Below are 22,645 nucleotides of genomic sequence, written 5' to 3' on the forward strand. Positions count from 1 at the left end.
CATGGCGACCGCTCCCATCGCTCCGACCGCTGCCGGCTGCGCCGCGCCGGACCAGGCCGCGCCGCTCCCGGCCAGCCTCGACCTGGAGAAGGAAACCGTCATCACCGGCCAGGTGCTGGCCGAGTCCGGCGAGGTCGTGCCGGGGGCGTACGTCCGGCTGCTCGACTCGACGGGCGAGTTCACCGCCGAGGTGGTGACGTCCGGGGCCGGCCAGTTCCGGTTCTTCGCCGCGCCGGGCTCGTGGACGCTGCGGGCGCTCTCCCGGCACGGCAACGGCGACACCCCGGTGGCCGCCACGCGTGGCATCAACGAGGTCACCATCACCGTCAAGGCGTAAGGCGGGGCCCCCGCTTAACGCCTGCGGTATAGGCGGGGCCCCCTCTTAACACCTCCGCACCGCGCGCATCGGCTCGGGCCGGCCGCCCCGTCCAGGGGTGGCCGGCCCGAGCCGTCGTGGGCCGCCGGCTCAGGACGTGCAGCCGCCCGGATGGTCCACCCGCCGTACGCAGCGGGTCGGACGTGCCCTCCTCGGACACCGTCGTCTCACCGAGCACCAACTCCGGCAGGAACGCCAGCGAGCGGCCGATCGTGCGGGCCAACCGCCGCGCGCCAGGCAGGTCGTCGGCGGCGACGGTCAGGTGTACGACGTACCGCTCGCGGTCGGTCGCGGCGCTCACCAGTGCACCATTCGAGAACCGCGCCGGGACTGCCGGTCGGGCACACGGAACAACCTCGGCACCGATCTTCCGGATTTCGGGATGCGAGTGAATCTTGGTAGCAAAGTGCCCCTATGGGGGCCGTTTCGTACCAAGATCTAAGAGCCGGAGCGAGGCGGGTCGCGGAGGGGTGACACGATGGATCGCGTGACCGGTGCCGTCCACCCTGGGTACGCCCCGCCGACCCGTCCCGAGCAGCCCGGATCCGGCCGGCGCCGACAGCGCTGGCTGGTGGTTGCCACAGTCGTGTGGGCCGTGCTGCTCGCCGGGCTGACCTGGTGGTCGGTGCATACCGATCCGCCCACCGTGAAGGAGCAGCGCTCGCTGAGCCAGGCCGGTCCGGTGGTGGACCGGGCGATAGGTGAGCTGAGCGCCGCGATCGGGACGGCCGGCGTGCCGGCGCTCCTGCCGGACCGGCTGGACCGGGGTTGCCGGGTGACCCCGCTGGACGCCGGTGTGAGCCTGGAACGCGGCATCGAGGTGGCTACCGCCGACGCGGACACCCGCGACGTGCTGCGCCAGGTGGCCGACCGGCTGCCGTCGCGGTGGCGGGCCGGTGTCTCGACGTTCGACGGCGAGCCGCTGCTGCGCGCCGACGCCGGCGACTTCGTCGTGGTCGAGGGCCGGTCCGACCGGCCCGGTCGGGTGCTGCTCACCGCCGCCACCGGATGTCGTCCGGTCGGCGACGGTTACCGGGCCCCGGCCTTGGACGCCGCCGGTGAGTCCGCCGCGCTGAGAAGCGCGCTGGGTCGCTGGGGCGGTGCGACAGGCGCGGTCCAGGTGCTCGGCGCGCCCTGCCCGGGCGGCGGGACCGCCCGGACCGCCCGGGGCGAGGCTGCCGTGGCGCCGGACCAGCCGCTGGCCGCCGCGTTCGGCGCCGGCGCCGCGCCGGTGGTGGATTCCGCCGACCGGTACGCCCGCCCGGGCGACCCGGCGGTGCTCGCCGAGCGGGTCGACGAGCGGGTACGGGTGGCGGTCACCAGCCCGTGCCCGGCCTGACCCGGGCCGGGCCGAGCCGGGCCGGGCCGGGCCGAGCCGGGCCGAGCCGGGCCGAGCCGGGCCGAGCCGGGCCGAGCCGGGCCGGGCCGGGCCGGGCCGAGCCCCGGGTCAGTGCCCCCGGCTCGGGTCGTGCGGGGTGCGGCTGCGGCCCAGGGCGTCCACCCGCCCCCACCGGCCCGGGATGTCGAGTAGCTCCACCCGGCCCATTCCCGATGGCACGGACGGGTCGATGATCAGATGCTCGCCCTGCGGCTCCAGCCCCAGCATCACCCGGATCAGCAGCAGCGGCGTGCCGGCGGACCATGCCTGCGGGCTGCCCGCGGTCGGATACTTCACCGGAAATTCGGTGCGGCTGCGGTCGTAGCCCGCGAACGCCTCGGGCAGCCGCCCGTTGAAGTAGCGGGACGCGCTCAGCATCGCCTCGCAGATCTGGCCGGCCTCGTCGCGGAAGCCGTACTTCCACAGGCCCCAGGCGATGATCGAGTTGTCGAACGGCCACACCGTGCCGACGTGGTAGCCGATCGGGTTGTAGCGGCCCTGCCCGTCGGCGAGCGTGCGTACCCCCCAGCCGGAGAAGAGGCGCGGCCCGAGCAGGTGGGCGGCGACCGCCGGGGCCCTGGCCTCGTCGACGATGCCGCTCCACAGCAGGTGGCCGATGTTCGAGGTGAGCGCGTCCACGTGCCGCCCCCGTGGGTCCAGGGCCAGCGCGTAGTACTCGCGCTCCGGGATCCAGAAGTCGCGGTTGAACCGTTCCTTGAGCGCCGCGGCCTCGCGTTCCAGCCGTTCCGCGTACGCCGGATCGTGCCAGTGGGTGCGGGCCATCCGGGCGCCGCGCAGCTTGGCGTCGTAGGCGTACCCCTGTAGTTCGCAGGTGGCCCGGGGGAACGGTGGCAGCCGGCCGTCGGCGTAGGAGATGGCGTCCGGGGAGTCCTTCCAGCACTGGTTCGACAGCCCGGTCTCCGGGTTGCGCGTCATGTACCAGACGTAGCCCGTGCCGAGCAGGTCCCCGTACGTGTCGAGCCAGGCCAGCGCCGCCCGGGCCTCCTGCTCCAGTTGGCGCACAAGCGCCCCGTCCCCGGTCCACCGCTCGTACTCGTCGAGCAGGATGACGAAGAGCGCGGTGGTGTCGGCGGCGCCGTAGTAGGGCGAGTGCGGCTGCTCCTCGAAGCCGGCGGTCTCGCCGTAGCGCAACTCGTGCAGGATCTTGCCGGGCTCCTCGTCCCGGAAGTCGTCGACCCGGGTGCCCTGGAGTCCGGCCAGCATGAGGATGGTCGGCCGGATCAGTTCGGGGAGGAACGGCAGTATCTGGAGCGAGGTGAACATGCTGTCCCGGCCGAACAGGGTCATGAACCAGGGCAGGCCGGCGGCGATCAGCCGCACGCCCAGGGTGATCGACTCGTATCGGAGGGCGGCCAGGTCGGTGAGGCTGCGCCGGTACGCCCCGGCCAGCGGCTCGCAGTCGCAGCCGAGCGTCGGCGCGCGTTCGATGAGCGCGTTCTGCTCGGCTTCGATGGCCGCCACCGTGCGCTGCCCGCCGAGCGGCAGGGTGGCGCGCACGTCCTCGCCGCGGGCTCCGTAGATCATGGTGGCGACGTGCAGCCGGGTGGTCCATTCGCCGTGCGCCGCGACGCGGATCCGGAACGTCATGCCGCGCCGGTCGACCTCGACCGGCGCGGTGCTGCTGATCTTCGTCTCCCGGTGGAACCCCTGCCGGCGGTAGGTGAGCCGCAGTCCGTCCTCCTCCACCGTGGGGGTGGTGCTGCCCTTCTTCTGCCGCTTGTGCTTGACCTCGAAAAGGTCGGCGAAGTCGGAGTCGATGTCGAGCCGGAGGCGGAACTCCTGGTCCTGCCCGGAGTGGTTGAGCAGGGTCAGCTCCTCGTCGAAGCTGTTGCCGATCGAGTGGCTGCGGATCACCGAGACGTCCGCGTCCAGGTCGTGCGTCGGCTCGCCGGGGACCATGAAGAACCGGGTCTTGTACGACAGTGAGTCGTCGATCGAGAGCGCGTGCAGTTGTTGGCCGTCGAGGGAGAGGATCCAGGTCGAGATGAACCGGGTGTCGAAGGAGAACAACCCGGTGGGGAAGTCGTACGACGGCTCGATGTTGCCGCGTCGGTCGCTGACCAGGAACGTGTTGCCGTCGAGGATGCTCACCTGTTGCTTCACGTCGACCGCCGCACGTGTTCGCGGGCGGCGTCCCTCGGGTCCCGCACGTCGGGCGGGTCGGGCAGGAAGCGGCGGAGTGCCAGGAACAGCACGACCTGCCCGCTGAACGTGGCCTCGTTGCGCAGCACCGCCGCCATTCCGGCCTCCCGGCCGGTGACAAGTCCCTCGAAGAGTTGGGTGCCGACGGTCAGGACGGCGTCCGGCGGTCGCTCGTCCTGCCGGCTGACCCGCGCCGAGCCGGGGGCCAGCGTCACGTACCAGTGCTCGGTGCGGTTGCCGTCGGTCAGGTCGATCTGGAGGGTGCCGCCGATCGGGCTGCGCAACACGTCGGGGGCGCGCGCCGGCAGCGACGCGAAGAACCGTTCGATCGCCTCACTCACATCCGAATGGTAGGCGCATACCCGACATATCGGGTCAGGATCGACGGACCGGTCAGAATGGACAACCGGCGGAGGGTCAGTAGACCAGGGCCTGGGCGCCCTCGGCCACGGCCTCCTCGACGAAGACCGCCGCCCCGGCGATCCGGATGCCCGGCAGCACGTCGTCCGGGCCGATGTCCCGCCGGGCCGCGCACTGCGTGCAGGCGGTCACCCGGCCGGTGGTCAGGATCACGTGCAGCAGCTCGCCGAGCGGCGCCGAGTGCGGCAGCTCGAACGACTCCGCCCGCCCGGGCAGCGCGAACCAGGTCGACTCGCCGGTCAGCCAGAGCGACACGTCCACCCCGGCGGCGGCGGCGGTGGCGGCGACGGTGAACGCCTGGGCGCAACGCTCCGGGGCGTCCGCTCCGGCGGTGGCCTTGACGACGAGAGTGCGCGTCATGCGGCCCAGCATAGGATGACCCGGATGGTTACCGAGATCGGGTTCGTCAGCCTGCTGGTCGCCGGCCTGGGCGCGCTCGCCGGTGGCCTGGTCTATGTCGCTGTACGAATCGCAAGAGGTAGATGGTGAGTGAGAATCCGCTTCAGCCGCCGTGGCTGAACGCGCCGCCGGTCGACCCGTACCCGTACGAGGAGAGCCACGACCTGCGCGTCGGCCCGAAGCTGCACCCGAGCCTGGACGGTCTGCTGCCGTACATCGGGGTGTGGCGCGGTCGGGGTCGCGGCGGGTTCCCGACGATCGAGGACTTCGACTTCGGCCAGGAGATCCGGATCAGCCACGACGGCCGCCCGTTCCTGCTCTACGAGTCCCGGGCGTGGATCCTGGACGAGCAGAGCCGCCCGGTCCGCCCGGCCGGTCGCGAGGTGGGCTGGTGGCGTCCGGTGCTCGACGGCGACCGGGTCACCGACGAGATCGAGGCGCTGATGAGCGTGCCGACCGGCGTGATGGAGCTGCACATCGGCAAGCGCAAGGGCACCCAGATCGAGTTCTCCACCGACGCGGTCGTCCGCACCGCGACGGCGAAGGAGGTCACGGCCGGCGCCCGGCTGTTCGGCATCGTCGAGGGCGCCCTGCTCTACGCCCAGGAGATGGCCGCCATGGGCCACCCCCTCAGCCCGCACCTGTCCGCCCGCCTGACCCGGGTGGCCGGCTGACGCCTTGTCTCGGCGATCATGAAGTTGGCGGCGACAATTCGGACGCCCGACGGCGTCAACTTCATGATCAACGGGGTGAGGGCCGGGGGAATTCCAGGAGGGTCTGTAGGCGGGGGGTCAGGGGGGAACGCGGGCGGGGCGTTCCGTTCAAGGTGGTGACCTCTGCCGGGCCGCGTAGCGAGCTGGTCAGCCAGATGGCGTCCGCCCCGTGCAGGTCGGGGACCGTGGGCAGGCGTTCCTCCGCTCGGAGGCCCAGCTCGGCGGCGCGGCTCAGCAGATGGTCTGCGGTCACGCCGGGCAGGATTCCGGTCTGGGCCGCCGGAACCGTCGAGAGCACGCCGTCGCTCAGCCACACCACGTTCGCGGTGGGCGCCTCCAGCACGTACCCGTCGGTGGAAAGCCAGATCACCTCATCCACGCCGGCGTCCGCCGCCCAACGGCGGGCGGCGGTGCTCAGCGCGTACGAGGTGGACTTCACACCGGTGGGCAGCCAGCCCAGTTCCGGGCGGGACCGGGCGGCCACCCCGAGCGGCAACGTGGCCACCGTCACCCCGTCGTGCCGGGCCCGCCGGACGGCCGCCGGGACCTCGCCGAGCGTGGCGTACACCGTGGGCGGCCCACCGCCCTCCGGCCCGCGCGTGCAGACCAGCCGCAGCGCGCCCTCGATCCCGGCCGGCCAGCCGGCGCTCACCGCGTCGAGCAGCTCGACAAGCGCCTCCGCCGGCGGCAGTGGCAGGCCGATCGCCGCCGCGCCGGCCCGCAGCCGGGCCAGGTGGGCGTCGCGCAGCCAGGGGCGGCCGGCCCGCAGGTGCAGGGTCTCGAAGAGGCCGTCGCCGTGCAGCACGCCCCGGTCGTCGCCGCGCACCACCGGCTCGCCGGCCGGGACCAGGCCCCGGCCGAGCACCGCCACCCGCGTCGCCGCCACGGGCGCAGCGTAGCGGCGTACCCCGGCGGCGACCGGAACCGGCGCGGCGGCCGAACTATGATCGGAGGGTGTCCGACTCCTCCCTCGCGGAACTGCTCCGCTCGCGCGGGCTGCGGCTGACGGCGCAGCGGCAGCTCGTCCTCCAGGCTGTCCTGGATCTCGGGCACGCCACCCCGGAGCAGGTGCACACGGCGGTCCGTGAGGTGGCGGCCGGGGTGAACATCACCACCATCTACCGCACGCTGGAGCTGCTGGAACGGCTCGGCCTGGTGACACACACCCACCTGTCGCACGGCTCGCCGACCTACCACGCGGCCGGCGAGCACCAACACGTGCACCTGGTGTGCCGGGAGTGCGGGGCGATCGACGAGATCTCCCCGGAGATGCTCCGGCCGCTCGCCGACCAACTGGCCGGACAGCGCGGATTCCAGGTCGACATCGGGCACGTCGCGCTCTTCGGGGTCTGCGGTCGGTGCGTACAGGACGGGGAACAAAGATGATCGACATCGCGGGCGCGGTCGCCGCCGACGCCATCGACGAGCAGACCCGGGACCAGCCCGAGCCGGCCCACCGGGCGGCCGGGGTCGCCCCGGTGGCCGCGCACTACGGCGACCCGATGCGCGAACAGCGGGTGCTGGCCACCGGCGTGGGCCTTGTCGACCGGTCGCACCGGGGCGTGATCGCGGTGCCGGGCGAGGAACGGATCGCCTGGCTGCACACGCTCACCAGCCAACACCTGGCCGCGCTGGCCCCGGGGCAGGGCACCGAGCTGCTGGTGCTCTCCCCGCACGGGCACGTCGAGCAGCACGCGCTCGTCACCGAGGACGGCGAGATTACCTGGCTGGACACCGAGCCGGGGATGACCGGCGGGCTGCTGTCGTACCTGGAGAAGATGCGCTTCTTCAGCAAGGTCGACCCGCGCGACGCCACCGCCGAGCACGCGCTGCTCTCGCTTGTCGGGCCGGAGGCCGCGGGCGCGCTCGACACCCTGGGCGTCACCGGGCTGGCCGCGCCCGACCTGGTCCGGGTGCCGGGTCCGAAGTTCCGCTCCGGCGAGGTGCCCGCACGGCCCTCCGTGCGGTACGACGTCAAGCCGCTGCCGGCCGGCGGCTGGGTCCGGCGGGTGACGCTCGGCGTCGACCTGCTGGTGCCGCGCCCGGCCATGGCGCGGGTGGTGGCCGAGCTGCGGGACGCCGGCGTGCCGGTGGCCGGGCTGTGGGCGTACGAGGCGGTCCGGGTGGCCGCCCGACGGGCCCGGGCCGGGGTGGACACCGACCACCGCACCATCCCCGCCGAGGTGGACCTGATCGCCCCGGCCGTCCATCTGGACAAGGGTTGCTATCGGGGGCAGGAGACGGTGGCCCGGGTGCACAACCTGGGCAAGCCCCCGCGCCGGCTCGCGTTGCTGCACCTGGACGGCGTGACGAGTGACCAGCCGCCGGCCGCCGGCACGCCGGTGACGCTCGACGGTCGTACCGTCGGCTTCGTGGGCACCGCGGTGCACCACTACGAGCTGGGCCAGATCGCGCTCGCCGTGCTCAAGCGCAACACCCCCGACGACGCCCGCCTGATGGTGGGCGACTCCGCCGCCGCCATCGATGTGTAAGGAGGGGCCCCCGCTTAACGCCTCCGGTATAGGAGGGGGCCCCGCTTAACACCTGCGGATCGTCGCAGCGGCGGCCGTCTAGGATCCGGGGCATGACGACAGGGACGTTGATCACGGTTGCCCCCACCGGCGCGGAGTCGGCCAAGGCGGAGGTGCCGGCGCTGCCGGTGACGCTCGACGAGCTGTTGCTGACCGCCAAGGAGTGCGAGGCGCTCGGCGCGGCCGTGATCCACGTCCACATCCGCGACGACGAGGCGCGGCCGACGCTCGACCAGGGGCGGCTGCGGGAGACCGTCTCGGCGCTGCGGGAGAGCACCGACCTGATCGTGCAGCTCTCCTCCGGCGGCGCGGTGACCGACCCGGAGGCGCACCGGCTCGCCGTGCTCGACGCCGCGCCGGACATGGCGTCCTGCACCATGGGCACGGTCAACTTCGGGGACGACGTGTTCCTCAACCGGTGGGAGTTCATCGTCGACCTGCACACCCGGATGCAGGAGCGTGGCGTCGTCCCCGAGTACGAGATCTTCGAGCTGGGCCACCTCACCGCGTTGCAGCGGCTGCTCGGCAAGTACGGCCTGCCGCACGGCGGGCACGTCCACGTCGACTTCGTGATGGGCGTGCCGGGCGGTATGCCGGGCACCACCGCCACCCTGGTCGCCGCCGAGCAGATGCTCCGCGACCTGCCCGCGGGCACCACGTTCTCGGCCACCGGCATCGGGCGCAGCACCATCCCGGTGATGCTCGCCTCGCTCTCGACCGGCGGTCACCTGCGGGTCGGCATGGAGGACACGGTCACCTACGCGAAGGGCCGCCCGGTGGAGTCCAACATGCAGCTCGTCGCCCGGGCGGTCGGCTTCGCGCAGCTCGCCCAGCGCCCGCCGCTCACCACCGCCGAGGCCCGCACGCTGCTCGGCGTGTAAGTGGCACACGAGCCCACACCCCTTTACGGCCAGGGTCGACGTCGCAGGTCACCCGGCTGCGGACCCGCCGCGCCCCGTCGGTACCGTCCATCTTGTGGGAAAGACGTACGAGGGCGGCGTGCCGCTCGCCGAGGTGGTCCGGTCCGGGTTCGTGGAGGGCGTCCACCGGGGTTCCGTGGTGGTGCTCGACGCCGCCGGCTCGCCGGTCGCCGGAGCGGGTGACGTCACCGCACCGATCTTCCCCCGCTCGTCGAACAAGCCGATGCAGGCGATCGGCATGCTCCGGGCCGGGCTGCGGCTCACCGACCCGGCCGACGTGGCGCTCGTCGCGGCGAGCCACGCGGGCGAGGAGTTCCACGTCGAGCGGGTCGTCGCGTTGCTCCGGGGCGCCGGGCTGGGCGAGGACGCGCTGCGCTGCCCGGCGGACCTGCCGTTTGGCGAGGCCGCCCGGGAGGCGGTGCTGCGGGCCGGCGGCGGTCCGTCCCGGGTGCGGATGAACTGCTCCGGCAAGCACGCCGGCATGCTGCTCACCTGCCTGGCCGCCGGTTGGCCGCTCGACGGCTACTGGCGGCCGGAGCATCCGCTCCAGCAGCGGGTGACCGCGACCGTCGAGGAGCTCACCGGCGAGCCGGTGGCCGCGGTCGGGGTGGACGGTTGCGGCGCGCCTGTGCACGCGGTGTCGCTGACCGGGCTGGCGCGTGCCTTCCGGCGGCTTGTCGACGCCGAGCCGGGCACTGTCGAGCGGACCGTGGCGGACGCGATGCGGACGTACCCGGAGATGGTCGGCGGCACCCAGGCCGACGACACCCGGCTGATGCGCGGCGTACCCGGGTTGCTGGCCAAGATCGGCGCGGAGGGTGTGATGGCGGCGGCGGTCCCGGGGGTCGGCGCGGTCGCCCTGAAGATCGACGACGGGGCGGCCCGCCCCCGGATGCCGGTGCTGACCTCGGCCCTGACCCGGCTCGGGCTGAGCGCGCCCATCCTCACCGAGTACGCCGAGTTCCCACTGCTGGGCGGCGGCCTCCCGGTCGGCGCGGTCCGCCCGGTCTGGTAGCCGGCGGTCAGGGCAGGAAGTCCAGCAGGGCGGCGTTCACCGGCTCGGGGCGCTCCAGGGGGAGCAGGTGGGCCGCGTCGGGGACGTCCGGCAGGCGGGTGCCGTGCGGGGCCTCGGCGGCGATCCGGTCGGCCAGCCGGCGGACGTCGGCGAGGTCGTCGGCGCCGGCGGCGGCAAGCACCGGCATCCGCAGCTCGCCCAGCCGGTCGACGGCCGGCGGGTCCAGCTCGCCCACCTCGATCGCGCTGAGCGCCTGTTCGGCGGCGAGGGCCCGGCGGTCCATCTCCTCGGCGAACCGGATCAGCCCGGGGTCGACATCCGCCGGCCGGCGGGCCGGGCCGACCACCCAGAACCGCACCTCGCCGGCGGCGGTGGCGGTGAAGTCCTCCGGGTCCACGTCACCGACCAGCTCGTCCCAGAGCTGTTCGGTCTCCTCGGACCACTCGTAGCCGGAGACCGGGGCGCCGAACAGCGCGAGCGCCGAGATCCGCTCCGGGTGGGCCAGCGCGGTGTCCACCGCGACCCGGCCGCCGAACGAGCAGCCGACGAGCGCGGCCCGCTCGACGCCGAGCGCGTCGAGCAGCCCGATCACGTCGTCGTGGTGGGCGAACGGGGCGGGCGGCAGCTCGGACTCGCCGTAGCCGCGCAGGTCGGGGACGATCACCAGGTGCCGGGCGGCAAGCACCGGCACCTGCTCGCGCCACATCCGCCGGTCCGTGATGCCGGCGTGCAACAGCACCACGACGCTGCCGCTGCCGGCCTCGTCGTACGCGAGCTGGGCGCCGTTGATCTCGATCTTGGTCACAAGGGGAAACGGTACGGACCGCCCACCGGGCCCGCAACCGACTTCGAGTGACCTCGCTAACTGTGGCTAGCACTTTGCTTGCAGCAGCTAGCAGCCCGCGTTACGGTGGAGTCATGGCCACCAGCAAGGACCTTCCCGATGTCGGCGGGTTCATTCGCGACCTGCGGCGCAACGCGAAGATCTCGCTGCGTCAGCTCGCCGAGCAGGCGGGCGTCAGCAATCCCTACCTGAGCCAGATCGAGCGCGGGCTGCGCAAGCCGAGCGCCGAGGTGCTCCAGCAGCTCGCCAGCGCGCTGCGCGTCTCCACCCCGGTGATGTACCTGCGGGCCGGGCTGCTCGACGAAAAGGAGGGTCAGGGCGTGCTCGCGGCCATCGCGGTCGATCCCGAGCTGACCATGGCCCAGAAGCAGTCGCTCACCCAGATCTACGAGACGTTCCGCCGCGAGAACGCGCGCCTGGCCGAGGCGACCGGCACGCCCGGCCCGACCGAGGCCGCCGAGCCGGCCAACGCGCCGGAGGCCCCGGCCACCGTCGCGCCGGCCGCGACCGGCCCCGTGACGCCCGACGGCACCCCGACCGAGGCGGTCCTCGAATCGGTAGCCGTCACCGAGGCGGGCACCGCGCCCGCGCCGACCACCGCCGCCCGCGAACGCACGACCGCCCGCCGGGCGGCCCGGAAGGCCGCCGGAGCGGCCGAAGAGGAGCAGTCATGACCCAGCCCAGGACCAACCGCATCCCCGCCCCCCTCTACGCCGCCGCCGGCGCCGGTGAGCTGGCCCTGGAGCAGCTCCGCAAGCTGCCCACCGTGGTCAGCGGTCTCGGCACCCGGGTCGTCACCGACCTCGGCGGCAAGGCCGTCGGCACCGGCTACGAGCTGCGCCAGAAGGCCGACCTCGACCAGCTCCGCGAGGCCGCCAACCTGGACAAGCTCCGCGAGGCGGCCAACCTGGACAAGCTCCGCGAGGCCGCCACCCGCAACGCCGCCGCCGTGGTGTCCGGCGCGTACGTCGCGCAGCAGCGCGCCCTGGCCGCGTACGCCGAGCTTGTCGCCCGCGGTGAGCGGGTCGTCGGCGCCGGCGTGCTGGAGGCCGCCGACACGGTAAACGCCGACATCGAGGCGACCGAGGAGACCACCCCGGCGCCGGCCGCCCCGAAGGTCGAGGCGCCCAGCCCGGCCGAGGTCGCCGAGGCGGTGGCCGCCAAGCCGGCCGCCGCGAAGCGCACCCGGGCCACCAAGGCGACCACCACCAGGGCCGCCGCCGCCAAGCCGGTCACCCCGAAGGCCACGAAGCGGACCCGCCCGGCCGCCGAGTGACCCCACCGTCCATCGAGACCCCGGACAGCGTCCTGTCGGACGTTTCCGGGGTCTCGGCCTAAGCTTGCCGACATGGTCTACGCCGCGCCGATCTTCGCGTTCGAAGTCCGCTCCGTGATCGAGCTGATCCTGCTCGTCTTCGCGCTTGTCATCCAGGGCGTGGCTCTCGTGCACGCACTCACCCAGCGCGGCGACGGCTTCGCCGCCATCGGCACCCTGCCCAAGGGCGGCTGGATCGCCATCCTGGCCGTCTGCCTGCTGCTGACCCTGCTGGGCTTCGGCCCGATCAGCCTCTTCGGACTGGTGGGCATCGCGGCCGGTCTGATCTACATGCTCGACGTGCGACCCGGCCTGCGGGACCTGCACGACGGCCGAGGGTCCTGGTGAGAAGTTTCCGCTGGCCCCCGCCCCCGGACGGCGGCCCCCGCACCTGGGGTCCCGGCCCCGGTGGGCCACGCACCGGCCGGCCGGCGCTGCCCGAGCCGGAGACGGAACTGGTCGCCACCCCACACGGGGTGCGCCTGGAACGCCTGGTCACCGGCGTCGGTGACCCGGTCACCGTGTTCGCGCACGGGCTGGGCAACGGCATCGCCACCACCCGGCCCTTCGGCAGCGGCGTCACCGGGCGGCGGATCTTCTTCCAGTTCCGCGGGCACGGCCGGTCCGACTCCCCGCCCGGGCCGTGGACCTACCTCGACCTCGCCCGTGACCTGCGGTCCGTCGCCGATCTGGGCGGCGCCACCCGCGCGTTCGGCGCCAGCCTCGGCGCGGGCGCGCTGTGCCGGGTGCTCGCCGAGAGCCCGGAACGCTTCGAGAAGCTCGTCTTCTTCCTCCCCGCCGTGCTTGACACGCCGCGCGGCGAGGCGGCCCGCACCCGCCTCACCGGCCTGCTCGACGCGGTGGCCGACGGCGACGCGCACGCGCTCGCCGAGGTGGTGTCGCTGGAGCTGCCGCCGTCGGTCCGCAACACCCCGGCCGGCTGGTCCTACCTGCGGCAACGGCTCGACCAACTGCTGCGCGACGGGCTCGCGCCCGGCCTGGCCGGCCTGCCCGAGCAGGCCGCGCTCGACGACGCCGGCGCGCTCGCGGCGGTCACCGCGCCGGCCCTGGTGATCGCGTGCGCGGACGACGACCTGCACCCGGTGCCCGTCGCCGAGCGGCTGGCCGCCGCGCTGCCGGCAGCCACCCTGCACGTGTACGACCGGCCCGGCGTGCTCTGGACCGAACGCGCCGACCTGCGCGGGCGCATCTCGTCGTTCCTCAACGGGTAACGTTCGCCGCTATGGGCGTCACACACCACGGCCGTACGCATCGACTCGATCTCGCCGACCCCACGCTGCGCGAGTGGACGTGCCGGGTCCTCGCGGCCGATCCCGAGCAGGGCATCGTGCTGGACCGGTCCGCGTTCTACCCGGGCGGCGGCGGCCAGCCGCCGGATCACGGGGTGCTGCTCTGGCAGGGCGTGCAGACCCGGATCGTCGGCACCCGCAAGGGCGACGACCTCTGGCTCATCCCGGCCGAGGGTGACCCGGTGCCGCCGGTCGGCGCCGACGTCACAGGCGCGGTGGAGGACGGCCGGCGGACCATGCTGATGCGCACCCACTCCGGGCTGCACGTGCTGTGCGGCGTGGTGTTCCGCGACTTCGGCGCGCTCGTCACAGGCGGCAACATGGAACCCGGCGAGGCCCGGATGGACTTCAACCTTCCCGAGGTGCCGCCGGACTTCAAGGCCCGCATCGAGGAGTTGGTAAACGCCGAGGTGGCCGCCGACCGGTCGGTCGCCGTCCGGGTGTTGCCGCGCGACGACGCGCTCGCCCTGCCGGACATCATCCGCACCCAGTCCAACCTGATCCCGCCGACCGAGCAGGAGGTGCGGATCGTCGACATCGTCGGGCTGGACGTGCAGGCCGACGGCGGCACCCACGTCGCCTCCACCGCGCAGATCGGCAGGGTCCAGGTGGTCAAGGTGGAGAGCAAGGGCCGGGCCAACCGCCGGGTACGCGTGCGCCTGGCGGACTGACCCGGGCCGTCCGGAAAACCGGACGTCGGGTGTCAGGTATCGGTGGCACGGTGAACCCATGAACTCACCACTCACCGGGAGGGTCGCGCTCGTGGCGGGCGCGACCCGGGGCGCCGGCCGGCAGATCGCCGTCCAGCTCGGCGCCGCCGGAGCCACCGTCTACGCCACCGGCCGCACCACCCGGGACCGCCGCTCCGAGATGGGCCGGCCGGAGACCATCGAGGAGACCGCCGATCTGGTCACCGCCGCCGGGGGCACAGGCATCGCCGTCGCGGTCGACCACCTCGACCCCGAGCAGGTACGCGGCCTGGTCGAACGGATCGACGCCGAGCAGGGCCGCCTCGACGTGCTTGTCAACGACATCTGGGGCGCCGACCCGCTGATCACCTGGGAGAAGCCGGTCTGGGAGCAGCCGCTCGACGCCGGCTTCCACACGCTCCGGCTGGCCGTCGACACCCACATCATCACCAGCCACTTCGCGCTGCCGTTGCTGATCCGCAACCCGGGCGGGCTGGTCGTCGAGATCGGCGACGGCACGAAGGCGTACAACGACACCGCCTACCGCGTGTCGGTCTTCTACGACCTGGCGAAGGTGTCGGTGAACCGGCTCGGCTTCACCCAGGCGCACGAGCTGGCCCCGCACGGCTGCACCGCGGTCGCGCTCACCCCGGGCTGGCTGCGCTCGGAGGCGATGCTTGAGCACTTCGGCGTGACCGAGGCGAACTGGCGCGACGGCGCGAGGACCGATCCGCACTTCGTCATGTCCGAGACGCCGGCGTTCGTCGGGCGGGCGGTGGCCGCGCTGGCCGCCGACCCGGACCGGGCCCGCTGGAACGGCCAGTCGCTCGACAGCGGCGGCCTGGCCCAGGTGTACGGCTTCACCGACCTGGACGGCACCCGCCCGCACTGGGCCCGCTACCACGACGAGGTGGTCGCGCCGGGAAAGGCGGCCGACGACACCGGCTACCGCTGACAGGTGTCCTCCGGCGGCCCGGCGTAGAGCGCCGCCGCGCGACGGGCCGCCTCGGCGAACCGGTCCCGCAGCTCCGGCGGCGCCAGCACCTCCACCTCGGGGCCGAGCGCCAGCAGTTGACCGTACGCGACGTCGACCGACTCGACGGGCAGCCGGAGCACCAGCCGGCCCTGCCCGTCGGGCCGGCCGGCCGCGGCGACCGCCTCCTCGTAGACGAACGGCGCGTCCACCAGGTGCCGTAGCAGCCGCAGGCCGGCCGGTCCGAGCCGGACCGTCACCCGCTCCCGGAGCAGGTCGCGCAGGAACGCGCCGGCCTGCTCCCGCCAGTACGCCCCGAGGTCGAAGCGCTCGTCCCGGTCGAACCCGGCCGGGTCGACCTCGACGTCGACCACCCGGTCCACCCGGTAGGTCCGCCACGCCTCACCGACGCGGCCGACCAGATACCAGACCCCGTTCTTCAGCACCAGCCCGTACGGCGCGAGCGCGCGGGTCACCTCCCGGTCGCCGCGCCGGTAGCGCAGCTCGACCATCCGGTCCCCCCAGACCGCCCCGGCCAGCTCGGCCAGCCGGGGCGGCGGCGAGGACTCCCGGAACCAGCCCGGAACGTCCAGGTGGAACCGCTGCCCGGTGCGCGCCGGCGCGTCCCGCAGGCTCGGTGGCAGCGCGGCCAGCACCTTCAGCTCGGCGGCGGCCACCGCGTCGGCCAGCCCCATGTCGCCGGCCGGCCCCGGCAGCCCGGCCAGGAACAGCGCCTCCGCCTCGTCCCGGCTCAACCCGGTCAGCCGGGTCCGGTAGCCGCCCAGCAGCCGGTAACCGCCGACCCGCCCCCGGTCGGCGTAGACCGGCACCCCGGCGGCGGAGAGCGCCAGCACGTCCCGGTAGACGGTGCGTTCGGAGACTTCCAGCTCGCGCGCCAGATCGGCCGCTGTCATCGTCTCCCGGGACTGGAGCAGCAGCACCAACGAGATCAGTCGCGAGGCACGCACCCACCCATTGTGTAAGGAAGGTGCCCCGCTTAACGCATTCGGTATAGGCGGGGGCCCCGCCTAACACCTCCGGCGGCGGCGTGCGCGAGCCCACTAGGCTGTGCCGTCGTGAACGCCTCCCGTACCGTCGCGCCCGTCACCGGCGCGGTCACCCGCTTCCTCGGCGGCGCCGGCCTGCTGCTGCGCGGGCTCGGCATGTACGTCCGCAGCCCGAAGCTGATGCTGCTCGGGATCGTGCCGGCGCTGATCTCCGGCGTGCTCTACCTGGCTCTCTTCGCCACCCTGCTGTACTTCGTGGACGACCTGGCCGCCTGGCTCACCCCGTTCGCCGACGACTGGTCGTCGGCCGCGCGTGGGCTGCTGCGGGTCGCCGCCGGGCTGGCCGTCGTCGGGGTGGCCGCGCTCGTCGGGGTGCTCACGTTCACCGCGGTCACGCTTGCCGTCGGCGACCCGTTCTACGAGGCCATCTCCGAGCGGGTCGAGGACCGCCTCGGCGGCACCCCGGGCAAGGTGGACGTGCCGTTCTGGGCCTCGCTGCGGCGCAGCGTCGCCGACTCGTTGCGGCTGGTGGCCATCTCCGCGCTGATCGGCGTACCCCTCTTCGCGGCCGGTTTCATCCCGGTGGTGGGTCAGACGGTGGTGCCTGTGGTCGGCGCCCTGGTGGGTGGCTGGTTCCTGGCCCTGGAGCTGGTCGGCGCGCCGTTCTACCGGCGCGGCATGCGGCTGCCGGACCGCCGGTCGAGGCTGCGGGCCGACCGGCCGACCGCGCTCGGCTTCGGGGTGGCGGTCTTCCTTTGTTTCCTGATCCCGCTCGGCGCGGTGCTGGTCATGCCGGCCGCCGTCGCCGGGGCCGCCCTGCTGGCCCGCCGGTCGCTCGGCCAGCACGTCGAGGAGCGTTGAGATGGACACAGTGCTGATCGAGGGCGACCTCACCGCCCAGCGGGTCGACGCGATCGTCAACGCGGCGAACTCGTCGCTGCTCGGCGGCGGGGGAGTGGACGGCGCGATCCACCGGCGCGGCGGCCCGGCGATCCTGGCGGAGTGCCGGGCGCTGCGCGCCGCCCGCTACGGGCGGGGGCTGCCGACCGGGCAGGCGGTCGCCACCACCGCCGGCGACCTGCCGGCGCGCTGGGTGGTGCACACGGTCGGGCCGGTGTACGCGCCGCGCGAGGACCGGTCGGCGCTGCTGCGCGACTGCTACGCCAACAGCCTGCGCGTCGCCGACGAGCTGGGCGCGCTGACCGTTGCCTTTCCGCTGATCTCCGCCGGGATCTACGGCTGGCCGGTCGAGGACGCGGTCACGCAGGCGCTGACCGTGCTGCACGTGGCCACCCCGGCGCATCTGGTCGAAGCCCGGCTGGTGCTGTTCGGTGCCGACACGTACGCGACGGCGGTGCGGGTGGCCGCCGGGCGGCTCAGCTGAGCGTGCGCCGGCACGACCACTGGCTGTCGACCGGCCGGTAGCCGAGGGCCGCGTTGATCGCCAGCATCGGCGCGTTCGCCTCGTCGTTCGAGGTGTACGCGGTCCGTACCCCGCGCGCCGCGGCGGCGTGCAGCGCGGCCTGTTTGGTCAGCCGGGCCAACCCCCGGCCCCGGTACGCGGGCAGCGTGCCGGTGAAGTCCGACCACATCCGGTCGCCGTCGCGCTTCACCAGGCTCAACGCGACCAGTTCGCCGTCCACCTCGGCGACCGTGCTGGCCTCCCGGTCCAGCCCGAGGTTCTCCCAGCACTCGTGGTGCCACAGGTCGTAGTCGAGCGCGTCCGTCGGCACGTCACCCGGCTCGTCCCGGGCCGACTCGGAGTCCACCCGGTGGACCCGGCGCGGGTCGAGCCCGGCGGTCGGCAGCAGCCGTACGCCCGGCGGCGGCGTCGGCATCGGCGGGGCGGTGCGTAGGTCGAGCGCGGAGTAGCGCAGCTCCCGGCTGGGCGTGAAGCCGTGCCGCTGCGCGAACGGCAGCGACTCGGTGCGGGCGTGGGCGAGCACCCGCGTCGACCCGAGCGCCCGTACGTGGTCGAGCGCGACGTCGAGCAGCGCGGTGCCGGCGCCCCGGCGGCGGTGGTCCGGGTGGACGTGCAGCATGGCGATCTCACCCACGCCGGGCGTCGAGGTCTGCGTGTTGCGGTACGCGGACACCCAGCCGACGACCTGCCCGTCCGCCTCGGCGACCCAGGCCGCCCAGTCCTCGCCGGGCGGCGGCTGACCGATCATCCGGCGGGTCGACTCGACGCCCCGCACCAGGTAGGGGAAGACCACCGCGCGCAGCGCCACCACGGCGGGCGCGTCGTCTACACGGGCGGGACGGATCAGGGCGTCACTCATCCGCGCGACCCTAGCCACCCCGCGCCCGCGCCGCGATCGGTTTGTTAAGCGGGGCCCCCGCCTATGCAGAAAGCGTTAAGCGGGGCCCCCGCCTTACGCGGAATCGCGGAGGATGAGCTCGGTGGGGAGCAGGAGGGCCTGCTCCACCTGCTCGCCGGCGGCGATGCGCAGGAGCTGGCGGGTCATCGCCCGGCCCAGCTCCACTATCGGCTGCCGGACGGTGGTCAGCGGCGGCTCTGTGTACGCGGCGGTCTCGATGTCGTCGAACCCGATCACCGCGACGTCGTCGGGCACCCGCCGGCCGGCCTCGCGCAGCGCGCGCAGGGCCGCGTGCGCCATCAGGTCGGAGGCGGCGAACACGGCGTCCAGCCCGGGGTCGGCGGCGAGCAGCTCACGCATCGCGGCGGTGCCGGACTCCCGGGTGAAGTCGCCGTACGCGACCAGTTCCGGCAGCCCGGCGGCGGTGACCGCGGCCCGGTAGCCGATCAGCCGTTCGATGCCGGCGACCATGTCCTGGGGCCCGGCGATGGTGGTGATGCGTCGCCGTCCGGCGGCGATGAGGTGCTCCACCGCCGTGGTCACGCCGCCGGTGTGGTCCACGTCGACGTAGGGCACGTCGGCGCCGTCGAGCGGCCGGCCGCTGCACACCACCGGGATGCCGAGCCGGGCCAGCCGGCCGGGCAGCGGGTCCTCCCCGTGCAGCGAGGCGAAGAGCACGCCGTCGACGTGCCGCCCGGTGGTGTACCGCTCGACCCGTTCGTGCCCGGCCGGCGAGCCGGCGAGCATCAGCACGAGCTGTTTGTCCGCGGCCTCCAGCTCCTGCGCCGCGCCCCGGATGATGCCGGGGAAGACCTGGTCGTCGGAGAAGACCCGGGTGGCCGCCTCGGGCAGCACAAGCGCGACCGAGTCGGTGCGCTGGGTGACCAGGCTGCGGGCGGCGAGGTTCGGGACGTACCCGAGTTCCTCGACCGCCCGCCGGACCGCCTGCTGGATCGGCTCGGCGACGGTGGTCGAGCCGTTCACCACCCGGGAGACCGTGGCTCGGGACACGCCGGCCCGTCGGGCCACCGCCTCCAGGGTCGGCCGTTGTGCAGTCGTCATCCCCGTAACCACCACCTCGTCACAGCCCGTTCCGGGCGATCACCTCCTGGTACCAGCGGGCGCTCTGCTTGGGCGTGCGCCGCTGGGTCAGGTAGTCGACGTGGACGATCCCGAACCGCTTCCGGTATCCCTCGGCCCATTCGAAGTTGTCCAGCAACGACCATACGAGATAGCCGCGCAGGTCGACCCCGCGGGCGATGGCCTCGTGTGCGGCGCGCAGGTGCCCGTCGAGGTAGGCGGTCCGGTCGGCGTCGGCCACCCGGCCCTCCTCGTCGCGGGTGGCGTCCGGGAACGCGCCGCCGTTCTCGGTGATCAGCAGCGGTAGCCCGGGGTGGTCGGCGGCCACCCGTTCCAGCAGCCGGGTCAGCCCGGCCGGCTCGATCGACCAGCCCATGTCGGTGACCGGACCGGTCGCCGGCAGGAACTCGACCGCGCCTGCGGTCCCCGGGTACGCGTCGCTGCCCCCGCCGTCCGGCCGCCCGGCGACGTAGGTGGGCGAGTAGTAGTTCAGGCCGAGCACGTCCAGCGGCGCGGCGATGATCTTCTCGTCCCCGTCGCGGATGAAGTCCGGCGCGACGATCCGGCTCACGTGCGCAAGCATGTCGACCGGGTAGCCGGCGCCGGTGAGCGGGTCCAGGAAGATCCGGTTGTGCAGGCCGTCGACGAGCCGCGCCGCCTCGGCGTCCGCCGCGCTGCCGGCGTCCGCCGGCTGCACGTCGGCCGGGTTGAGCGTGATCCCGATCGTCTCCGCGCCGGCCGCGCGCAACGCCCGCGCGGCCAGGCCGTGGCCGAGCAGCAGATGGTGTACGGCCCGGAAGGCGTCCCCCGGGTCGCGTCGGCCCGGCGCGTGCACCCCGGCGGCGTACCCGAGGTACGCCGAGCACCACGGCTCGTTCAGCGTGGTCCAGATGCGGACCCGGTCGCCGAGGCGGCGGTGTACGGCGACCGCGTACTCGGCGAAGTGCTCGGCGGTCTCCCGGACGGTCCAGCCGCCCCGGTCCTCGAGCGCCTGCGGCAGGTCCCAGTGGTAGAGCGTGACGATCGGGTCGATGCCCCGGGCCAGCAGCGCGTCGGTCAGCCGGTCGTAGAAGTCCAGCCCGCGCGGCTCGACCGGGCCGGCGCCGTCCGGCCGGACGCGGGGCCAGGACACCGAGAACCGGTACGTCCGGAGCCCCAGCTCGGCCATCAGCGCCACGTCCTCGGCGTACCTGTGGTAGTGGTCGCAGGCCACGTCGCCGGTGTGCCCCTGGGACACCGCGCCCGGCGTACGGCTGAAGGTGTCCCAGATCGACGGGCCGCGACCGTCCTCGCGGGCGGCGCCCTCGATCTGGTACGCGGCGGTGGCCGCCCCCCAGACGAAGCCCTCGGGGAATCGGAGATCCGTCATGCCTTCACCGCACCTTCCATGATCCCGCCGATGATCTGGCGGCCGAAGAGGACGAACACCAGCAGCAGGGGCAGCGTAGCGATGGCCGTGCCGGTGAACACCTGCGACATGTCCTGGTAGTACCCGTCGGAGAGGGCCCGCAGCGACAACTGGACGGTCGGGTTCTCCGGGTCGTTGAGCACCGCGTACGGCCAGAGGAAGTCGTTCCAGGTGGTCATGAACGTGAGCAGGCCGAGCACGGCGGCGGCCGGGCGCAGCGCGGGCAGCACCACGTTCCAGTAGATCCGGACGGTGTTGCACCCGTCCATCCGGGCCGCCTCGATCAGCTCGGTGCTGACCGCCTGGCCGGCGTACTGGCGCATCATGAACACGCCGAAGCCGGTGACGAGCGCCGGCACGATGACGGCGGGCAGCCTGTCGTTCCAGTTCAGTTTCGTCATCAGCAGGTAGAGCGGGATCACGCCGAGCTGGGTGGGGACCATCATGGTGGCGACGATGGTCAGCAGCAGCGCGTTGCGCCCGCGGAAGCGCAGCTTGGCGAACGCGAACCCGGCGAGGGTGGAGAAGAAGACCACGGAGAGCGTCACCGTGCCGGCCACGATGGCCGAGTTGATCAGGCCGGTGAGGAAGTAGGCGTCGGTGTTGTCGAACAGCCGGGCGATGTTGGCGCCGAGGTTGCCGCCGGGGGTGAGCGGGGGCGGGACCTGGCCCATCGCGTCGCTGGTGCGGCTGGCCACCACGAACATCCAGTAGATCGGGAAGACCGACAGCGCGGCCGAGAGCGCCAATGCCAGGTAGGTGAGCCGGCTGGCCGACCAGAGGCGGGTCATCGGGAGACCTCCTTGCGGGAACCGCCGCCGAGCCGGCGCAGGAGCAGGACGTTTATCGCCGCGACCACCGCGATGAGCGCGAAGAGCAGCCAGGCGACGGCCGAGCCGTAGCCGAAGTTGTAGTGCGGCGCGAACGCGTTCTCGAACATGTACATGGTCACCGTCTGCGACTCGCGCAGCGGCCCGCCGCGGATCGCGTTGGTGCCGGAGTTGAACATCCGCGGCTCGGTGAAGAGTTGGAGGCCGCCGATGGTGGAGATGATGACCGCGAAGATGATTGTCGGCTTGAGCAGCGGCACGGTGATGGCCCAGAACTGCCGGGCCCGGCCGGCGCCGTCGATCGCCGCCGACTCGTACAGGTCGCGGGGGATGGCCTGCATGGCGGCCAGGAAGATCAGCGCGTTGTAGCCGGTCCACCGCCAGTCGACCATGGTGGAGATGGCGACCCAGGCGGCGAACCTGTTGGCCTTCCAGTCGATCGCGCTCACCCCGACGTGGTCGAGCACCCAGTTGATCATCCCGAAGTCGCGGCCGAACAGCACCGCGAACACGATCGCCACCGCCGCGGTCGAGGTGACGTTCGGGACCAGCACCGCCATCCGCCAGGTGGTGCGGGCGCGGAGCTGGCGGTTGAGCAGGTTGGCCAGCCAGAGCGCGGCCAGAAGCTGCGGGACGGTGGAGATGACGAAGATGCCGAGCGTGTTGACCACGGAGTGCCAGAAGTCCGGGTCGGCAAGCAGTTGGCTGTAGTTGTCGAACCCGATGAACGGGTGCTCGGCGCCGAGCAGGTCCCAGTCGTGCAGCGAGACCCAGAACGTGTACGCCAGCGGGTAGGCCCCGAAGACGCCGAAGAGCAGGAAGAACGGGGCGACGAAGAGGTATGGCGAGTATCTGGTGTCGAGCCGGCTGAGCCGGAGGGCCCGGTCGGCGCGGGTGGCGCGGGGGGCCGGTGCGACAGGCGGGCGGGCGTCGAGCTGGACGGCCATGACCGG

At 73.4% G+C, this 22,645-nt stretch carries 28 protein-coding genes; 16 read left to right on the plus strand and 12 right to left on the minus strand.

Going from position 1 to position 22,645, the window contains the following annotated elements; all coding sequences use genetic code 11:
* Window position 1 precedes the first annotated feature (1 nt).
* Window positions 2-337, plus strand: coding sequence for a DUF1416 domain-containing protein (locus SM450_RS14600; protein WP_474620273.1), 336 nt, complete (start codon window positions 2-4; stop codon window positions 335-337).
* Here the strand turns inward: SM450_RS14600 and SM450_RS14605 are convergent.
* Window positions 327-677, minus strand: coding sequence for a hypothetical protein (locus tag SM450_RS14605; protein ID WP_474620274.1), 351 nt, complete (start codon window positions 675-677; stop codon window positions 327-329). The two genes, SM450_RS14600 and SM450_RS14605, sit on opposite strands and share 11 nt — an antisense overlap.
* A gap of 186 nt (window positions 678-863) precedes the next feature.
* On the opposite strand from SM450_RS14605, the gene SM450_RS14610 reads away from it, so the two are divergent.
* On the plus strand, window positions 864-1,715 hold the full coding sequence (locus SM450_RS14610) for a hypothetical protein (protein ID WP_474620275.1): 852 nt from the start codon (window positions 864-866) through the stop codon (window positions 1,713-1,715).
* A 108-nt stretch (window positions 1,716-1,823) separates the two neighbouring features.
* Here the strand turns inward: SM450_RS14610 and SM450_RS14615 are convergent, their stop codons facing one another.
* The 3 genes from SM450_RS14615 to SM450_RS14625 all read right to left on the minus strand — a co-directional run bounded on the left by SM450_RS14615 (window position 1,824) and on the right by SM450_RS14625 (window position 4,709).
* Complete coding sequence (locus tag SM450_RS14615) at window positions 1,824-3,878, minus strand: amylo-alpha-1,6-glucosidase (protein ID WP_474620276.1); 2,055 nt, start codon at window positions 3,876-3,878, stop codon at window positions 1,824-1,826.
* Window positions 3,875-4,258, minus strand: a complete 384-nt coding sequence (locus SM450_RS14620; protein WP_474620277.1) for an SCP2 sterol-binding domain-containing protein — start codon at window positions 4,256-4,258, stop codon at window positions 3,875-3,877. Before SM450_RS14620 ends, SM450_RS14615 begins: the two co-directional genes overlap by 4 nt.
* Window positions 4,259-4,334: 76 nt before the next feature.
* Window positions 4,335-4,709 carry a DsrE family protein gene (locus tag SM450_RS14625; RefSeq protein WP_474620278.1) on the minus strand — a complete coding sequence of 125 codons (375 nt, stop codon included), beginning with the start codon at window positions 4,707-4,709 and terminating at the stop codon, window positions 4,335-4,337.
* A 12-nt stretch (window positions 4,710-4,721) separates the two neighbouring features.
* Between SM450_RS14625 and mtfM the strand changes: the two genes are divergently transcribed.
* Both mtfM and SM450_RS14635 read left to right on the plus strand, forming a co-directional pair.
* Window positions 4,722-4,826 (plus strand): small membrane protein MtfM, encoded by a 105-nt coding sequence (gene mtfM, locus SM450_RS14630; protein WP_013475110.1) that lies wholly within the window; start codon window positions 4,722-4,724, stop codon window positions 4,824-4,826.
* A complete protein-coding gene (locus tag SM450_RS14635; RefSeq protein WP_474620279.1) occupies window positions 4,820-5,410 on the plus strand; it encodes a heme-binding beta-barrel domain-containing protein in 591 nt (196 codons plus the stop codon). Before mtfM ends, SM450_RS14635 begins: the two co-directional genes overlap by 7 nt.
* Before the next feature lie 67 nt (window positions 5,411-5,477).
* On the opposite strand, the gene SM450_RS14640 is transcribed toward SM450_RS14635, so the two are convergent.
* Window positions 5,478-6,335 (minus strand): aminotransferase class IV, encoded by an 858-nt coding sequence (locus SM450_RS14640; protein ID WP_474620280.1) that lies wholly within the window; start codon window positions 6,333-6,335, stop codon window positions 5,478-5,480.
* Between the two features lie 68 nt (window positions 6,336-6,403).
* On the opposite strand from SM450_RS14640, the gene SM450_RS14645 reads away from it, so the two are divergent.
* From SM450_RS14645 to SM450_RS14660, 4 genes are all read left to right on the plus strand, one after another.
* Complete coding sequence (locus SM450_RS14645) at window positions 6,404-6,835, plus strand: Fur family transcriptional regulator (protein ID WP_474620281.1); 432 nt, start codon at window positions 6,404-6,406, stop codon at window positions 6,833-6,835.
* On the plus strand, window positions 6,832-7,941 hold the full coding sequence (gene ygfZ / locus SM450_RS14650; protein ID WP_474620282.1) for a CAF17-like 4Fe-4S cluster assembly/insertion protein YgfZ: 1,110 nt from the start codon (window positions 6,832-6,834) through the stop codon (window positions 7,939-7,941). Before SM450_RS14645 ends, ygfZ begins: the two co-directional genes overlap by 4 nt.
* Window positions 7,942-8,033: 92 nt before the next feature.
* A complete protein-coding gene (locus SM450_RS14655) occupies window positions 8,034-8,861 on the plus strand; it encodes a beta-keto acid cleavage family enzyme (RefSeq protein WP_474620283.1) in 828 nt (275 codons plus the stop codon).
* Window positions 8,862-8,955: 94 nt separating this feature from the next.
* Window positions 8,956-9,915: an asparaginase gene (locus SM450_RS14660; RefSeq protein WP_474620284.1), complete on the plus strand. Its 960-nt coding sequence runs from the start codon at window positions 8,956-8,958 to the stop codon at window positions 9,913-9,915.
* Between the two features lie 7 nt (window positions 9,916-9,922).
* Here SM450_RS14660 and SM450_RS14665 read toward each other — a convergent pair whose 3' ends face one another.
* A complete protein-coding gene (locus tag SM450_RS14665) occupies window positions 9,923-10,720 on the minus strand; it encodes an alpha/beta fold hydrolase (protein WP_474620285.1) in 798 nt (265 codons plus the stop codon).
* Window positions 10,721-10,833: 113 nt separating this feature from the next.
* On the opposite strand from SM450_RS14665, the gene SM450_RS14670 reads away from it, so the two are divergent.
* From SM450_RS14670 to SM450_RS14695, 6 genes are all read left to right on the plus strand, one after another.
* Window positions 10,834-11,433 (plus strand): helix-turn-helix domain-containing protein, encoded by a 600-nt coding sequence (locus SM450_RS14670; protein ID WP_474620286.1) that lies wholly within the window; start codon window positions 10,834-10,836, stop codon window positions 11,431-11,433.
* Window positions 11,430-12,035, plus strand: coding sequence for a hypothetical protein (locus tag SM450_RS14675; RefSeq protein ID WP_474620287.1), 606 nt, complete (start codon window positions 11,430-11,432; stop codon window positions 12,033-12,035). Before SM450_RS14670 ends, SM450_RS14675 begins: the two co-directional genes overlap by 4 nt.
* Before the next feature lie 72 nt (window positions 12,036-12,107).
* Window positions 12,108-12,422: a DUF2516 family protein gene (locus tag SM450_RS14680; RefSeq protein ID WP_474620288.1), complete on the plus strand. Its 315-nt coding sequence runs from the start codon at window positions 12,108-12,110 to the stop codon at window positions 12,420-12,422.
* Window positions 12,419-13,306 carry an alpha/beta fold hydrolase gene (locus SM450_RS14685; protein WP_474620289.1) on the plus strand — a complete coding sequence of 296 codons (888 nt, stop codon included), beginning with the start codon at window positions 12,419-12,421 and terminating at the stop codon, window positions 13,304-13,306. The genes SM450_RS14680 and SM450_RS14685 overlap by 4 nt, the downstream gene beginning before the upstream one ends.
* Before the next feature lie 11 nt (window positions 13,307-13,317).
* Window positions 13,318-14,055, plus strand: a complete 738-nt coding sequence (locus SM450_RS14690; protein WP_474620290.1) for an alanyl-tRNA editing protein — start codon at window positions 13,318-13,320, stop codon at window positions 14,053-14,055.
* Between the two features lie 58 nt (window positions 14,056-14,113).
* Window positions 14,114-15,028 (plus strand): SDR family oxidoreductase, encoded by a 915-nt coding sequence (locus tag SM450_RS14695; protein WP_474620291.1) that lies wholly within the window; start codon window positions 14,114-14,116, stop codon window positions 15,026-15,028.
* Here the strand turns inward: SM450_RS14695 and SM450_RS14700 are convergent.
* Window positions 15,019-16,014 (minus strand): helix-turn-helix transcriptional regulator, encoded by a 996-nt coding sequence (locus tag SM450_RS14700; protein ID WP_474620292.1) that lies wholly within the window; start codon window positions 16,012-16,014, stop codon window positions 15,019-15,021. The two genes, SM450_RS14695 and SM450_RS14700, sit on opposite strands and share 10 nt — an antisense overlap.
* Window positions 16,015-16,122: 108 nt before the next feature.
* On the opposite strand from SM450_RS14700, the gene SM450_RS14705 reads away from it, so the two are divergent.
* Together SM450_RS14705 and SM450_RS14710 are read left to right on the plus strand one after the other, a co-directional pair.
* Complete coding sequence (locus SM450_RS14705) at window positions 16,123-16,914, plus strand: EI24 domain-containing protein (RefSeq protein ID WP_474620293.1); 792 nt, start codon at window positions 16,123-16,125, stop codon at window positions 16,912-16,914.
* Window position 16,915: 1 nt separating this feature from the next.
* A complete protein-coding gene (locus SM450_RS14710; RefSeq protein ID WP_474620294.1) occupies window positions 16,916-17,437 on the plus strand; it encodes an O-acetyl-ADP-ribose deacetylase in 522 nt (173 codons plus the stop codon).
* Here SM450_RS14710 and SM450_RS14715 read toward each other — a convergent pair.
* The 5 genes from SM450_RS14715 to SM450_RS14735 all read right to left on the minus strand — a co-directional run bounded on the left by SM450_RS14715 (window position 17,430) and on the right by SM450_RS14735 (window position 22,639).
* The gene (locus tag SM450_RS14715; RefSeq protein WP_474620295.1) at window positions 17,430-18,335 is read right to left on the minus strand and encodes a GNAT family N-acetyltransferase; all 906 of its coding nucleotides are present in this window, start codon (window positions 18,333-18,335) and stop codon (window positions 17,430-17,432) included. The two genes, SM450_RS14710 and SM450_RS14715, sit on opposite strands and share 8 nt — an antisense overlap.
* Before the next feature lie 93 nt (window positions 18,336-18,428).
* On the minus strand, window positions 18,429-19,436 hold the full coding sequence (locus tag SM450_RS14720) for a LacI family DNA-binding transcriptional regulator (RefSeq protein WP_474620296.1): 1,008 nt from the start codon (window positions 19,434-19,436) through the stop codon (window positions 18,429-18,431).
* A gap of 19 nt (window positions 19,437-19,455) precedes the next feature.
* Window positions 19,456-20,823, minus strand: coding sequence for a GH1 family beta-glucosidase (locus SM450_RS14725; protein ID WP_474620297.1), 1,368 nt, complete (start codon window positions 20,821-20,823; stop codon window positions 19,456-19,458).
* On the minus strand, window positions 20,820-21,653 hold the full coding sequence (locus tag SM450_RS14730; RefSeq protein ID WP_474620298.1) for a carbohydrate ABC transporter permease: 834 nt from the start codon (window positions 21,651-21,653) through the stop codon (window positions 20,820-20,822). Before SM450_RS14730 ends, SM450_RS14725 begins: the two co-directional genes overlap by 4 nt.
* Window positions 21,650-22,639 carry a carbohydrate ABC transporter permease gene (locus SM450_RS14735; RefSeq protein WP_474620299.1) on the minus strand — a complete coding sequence of 330 codons (990 nt, stop codon included), beginning with the start codon at window positions 22,637-22,639 and terminating at the stop codon, window positions 21,650-21,652. The genes SM450_RS14730 and SM450_RS14735 overlap by 4 nt, the downstream gene beginning before the upstream one ends.
* Window positions 22,640-22,645: the final 6 nt, after the last annotated feature.

It is taken from the genome of Micromonospora marincola, from assembly GCF_056150385.1.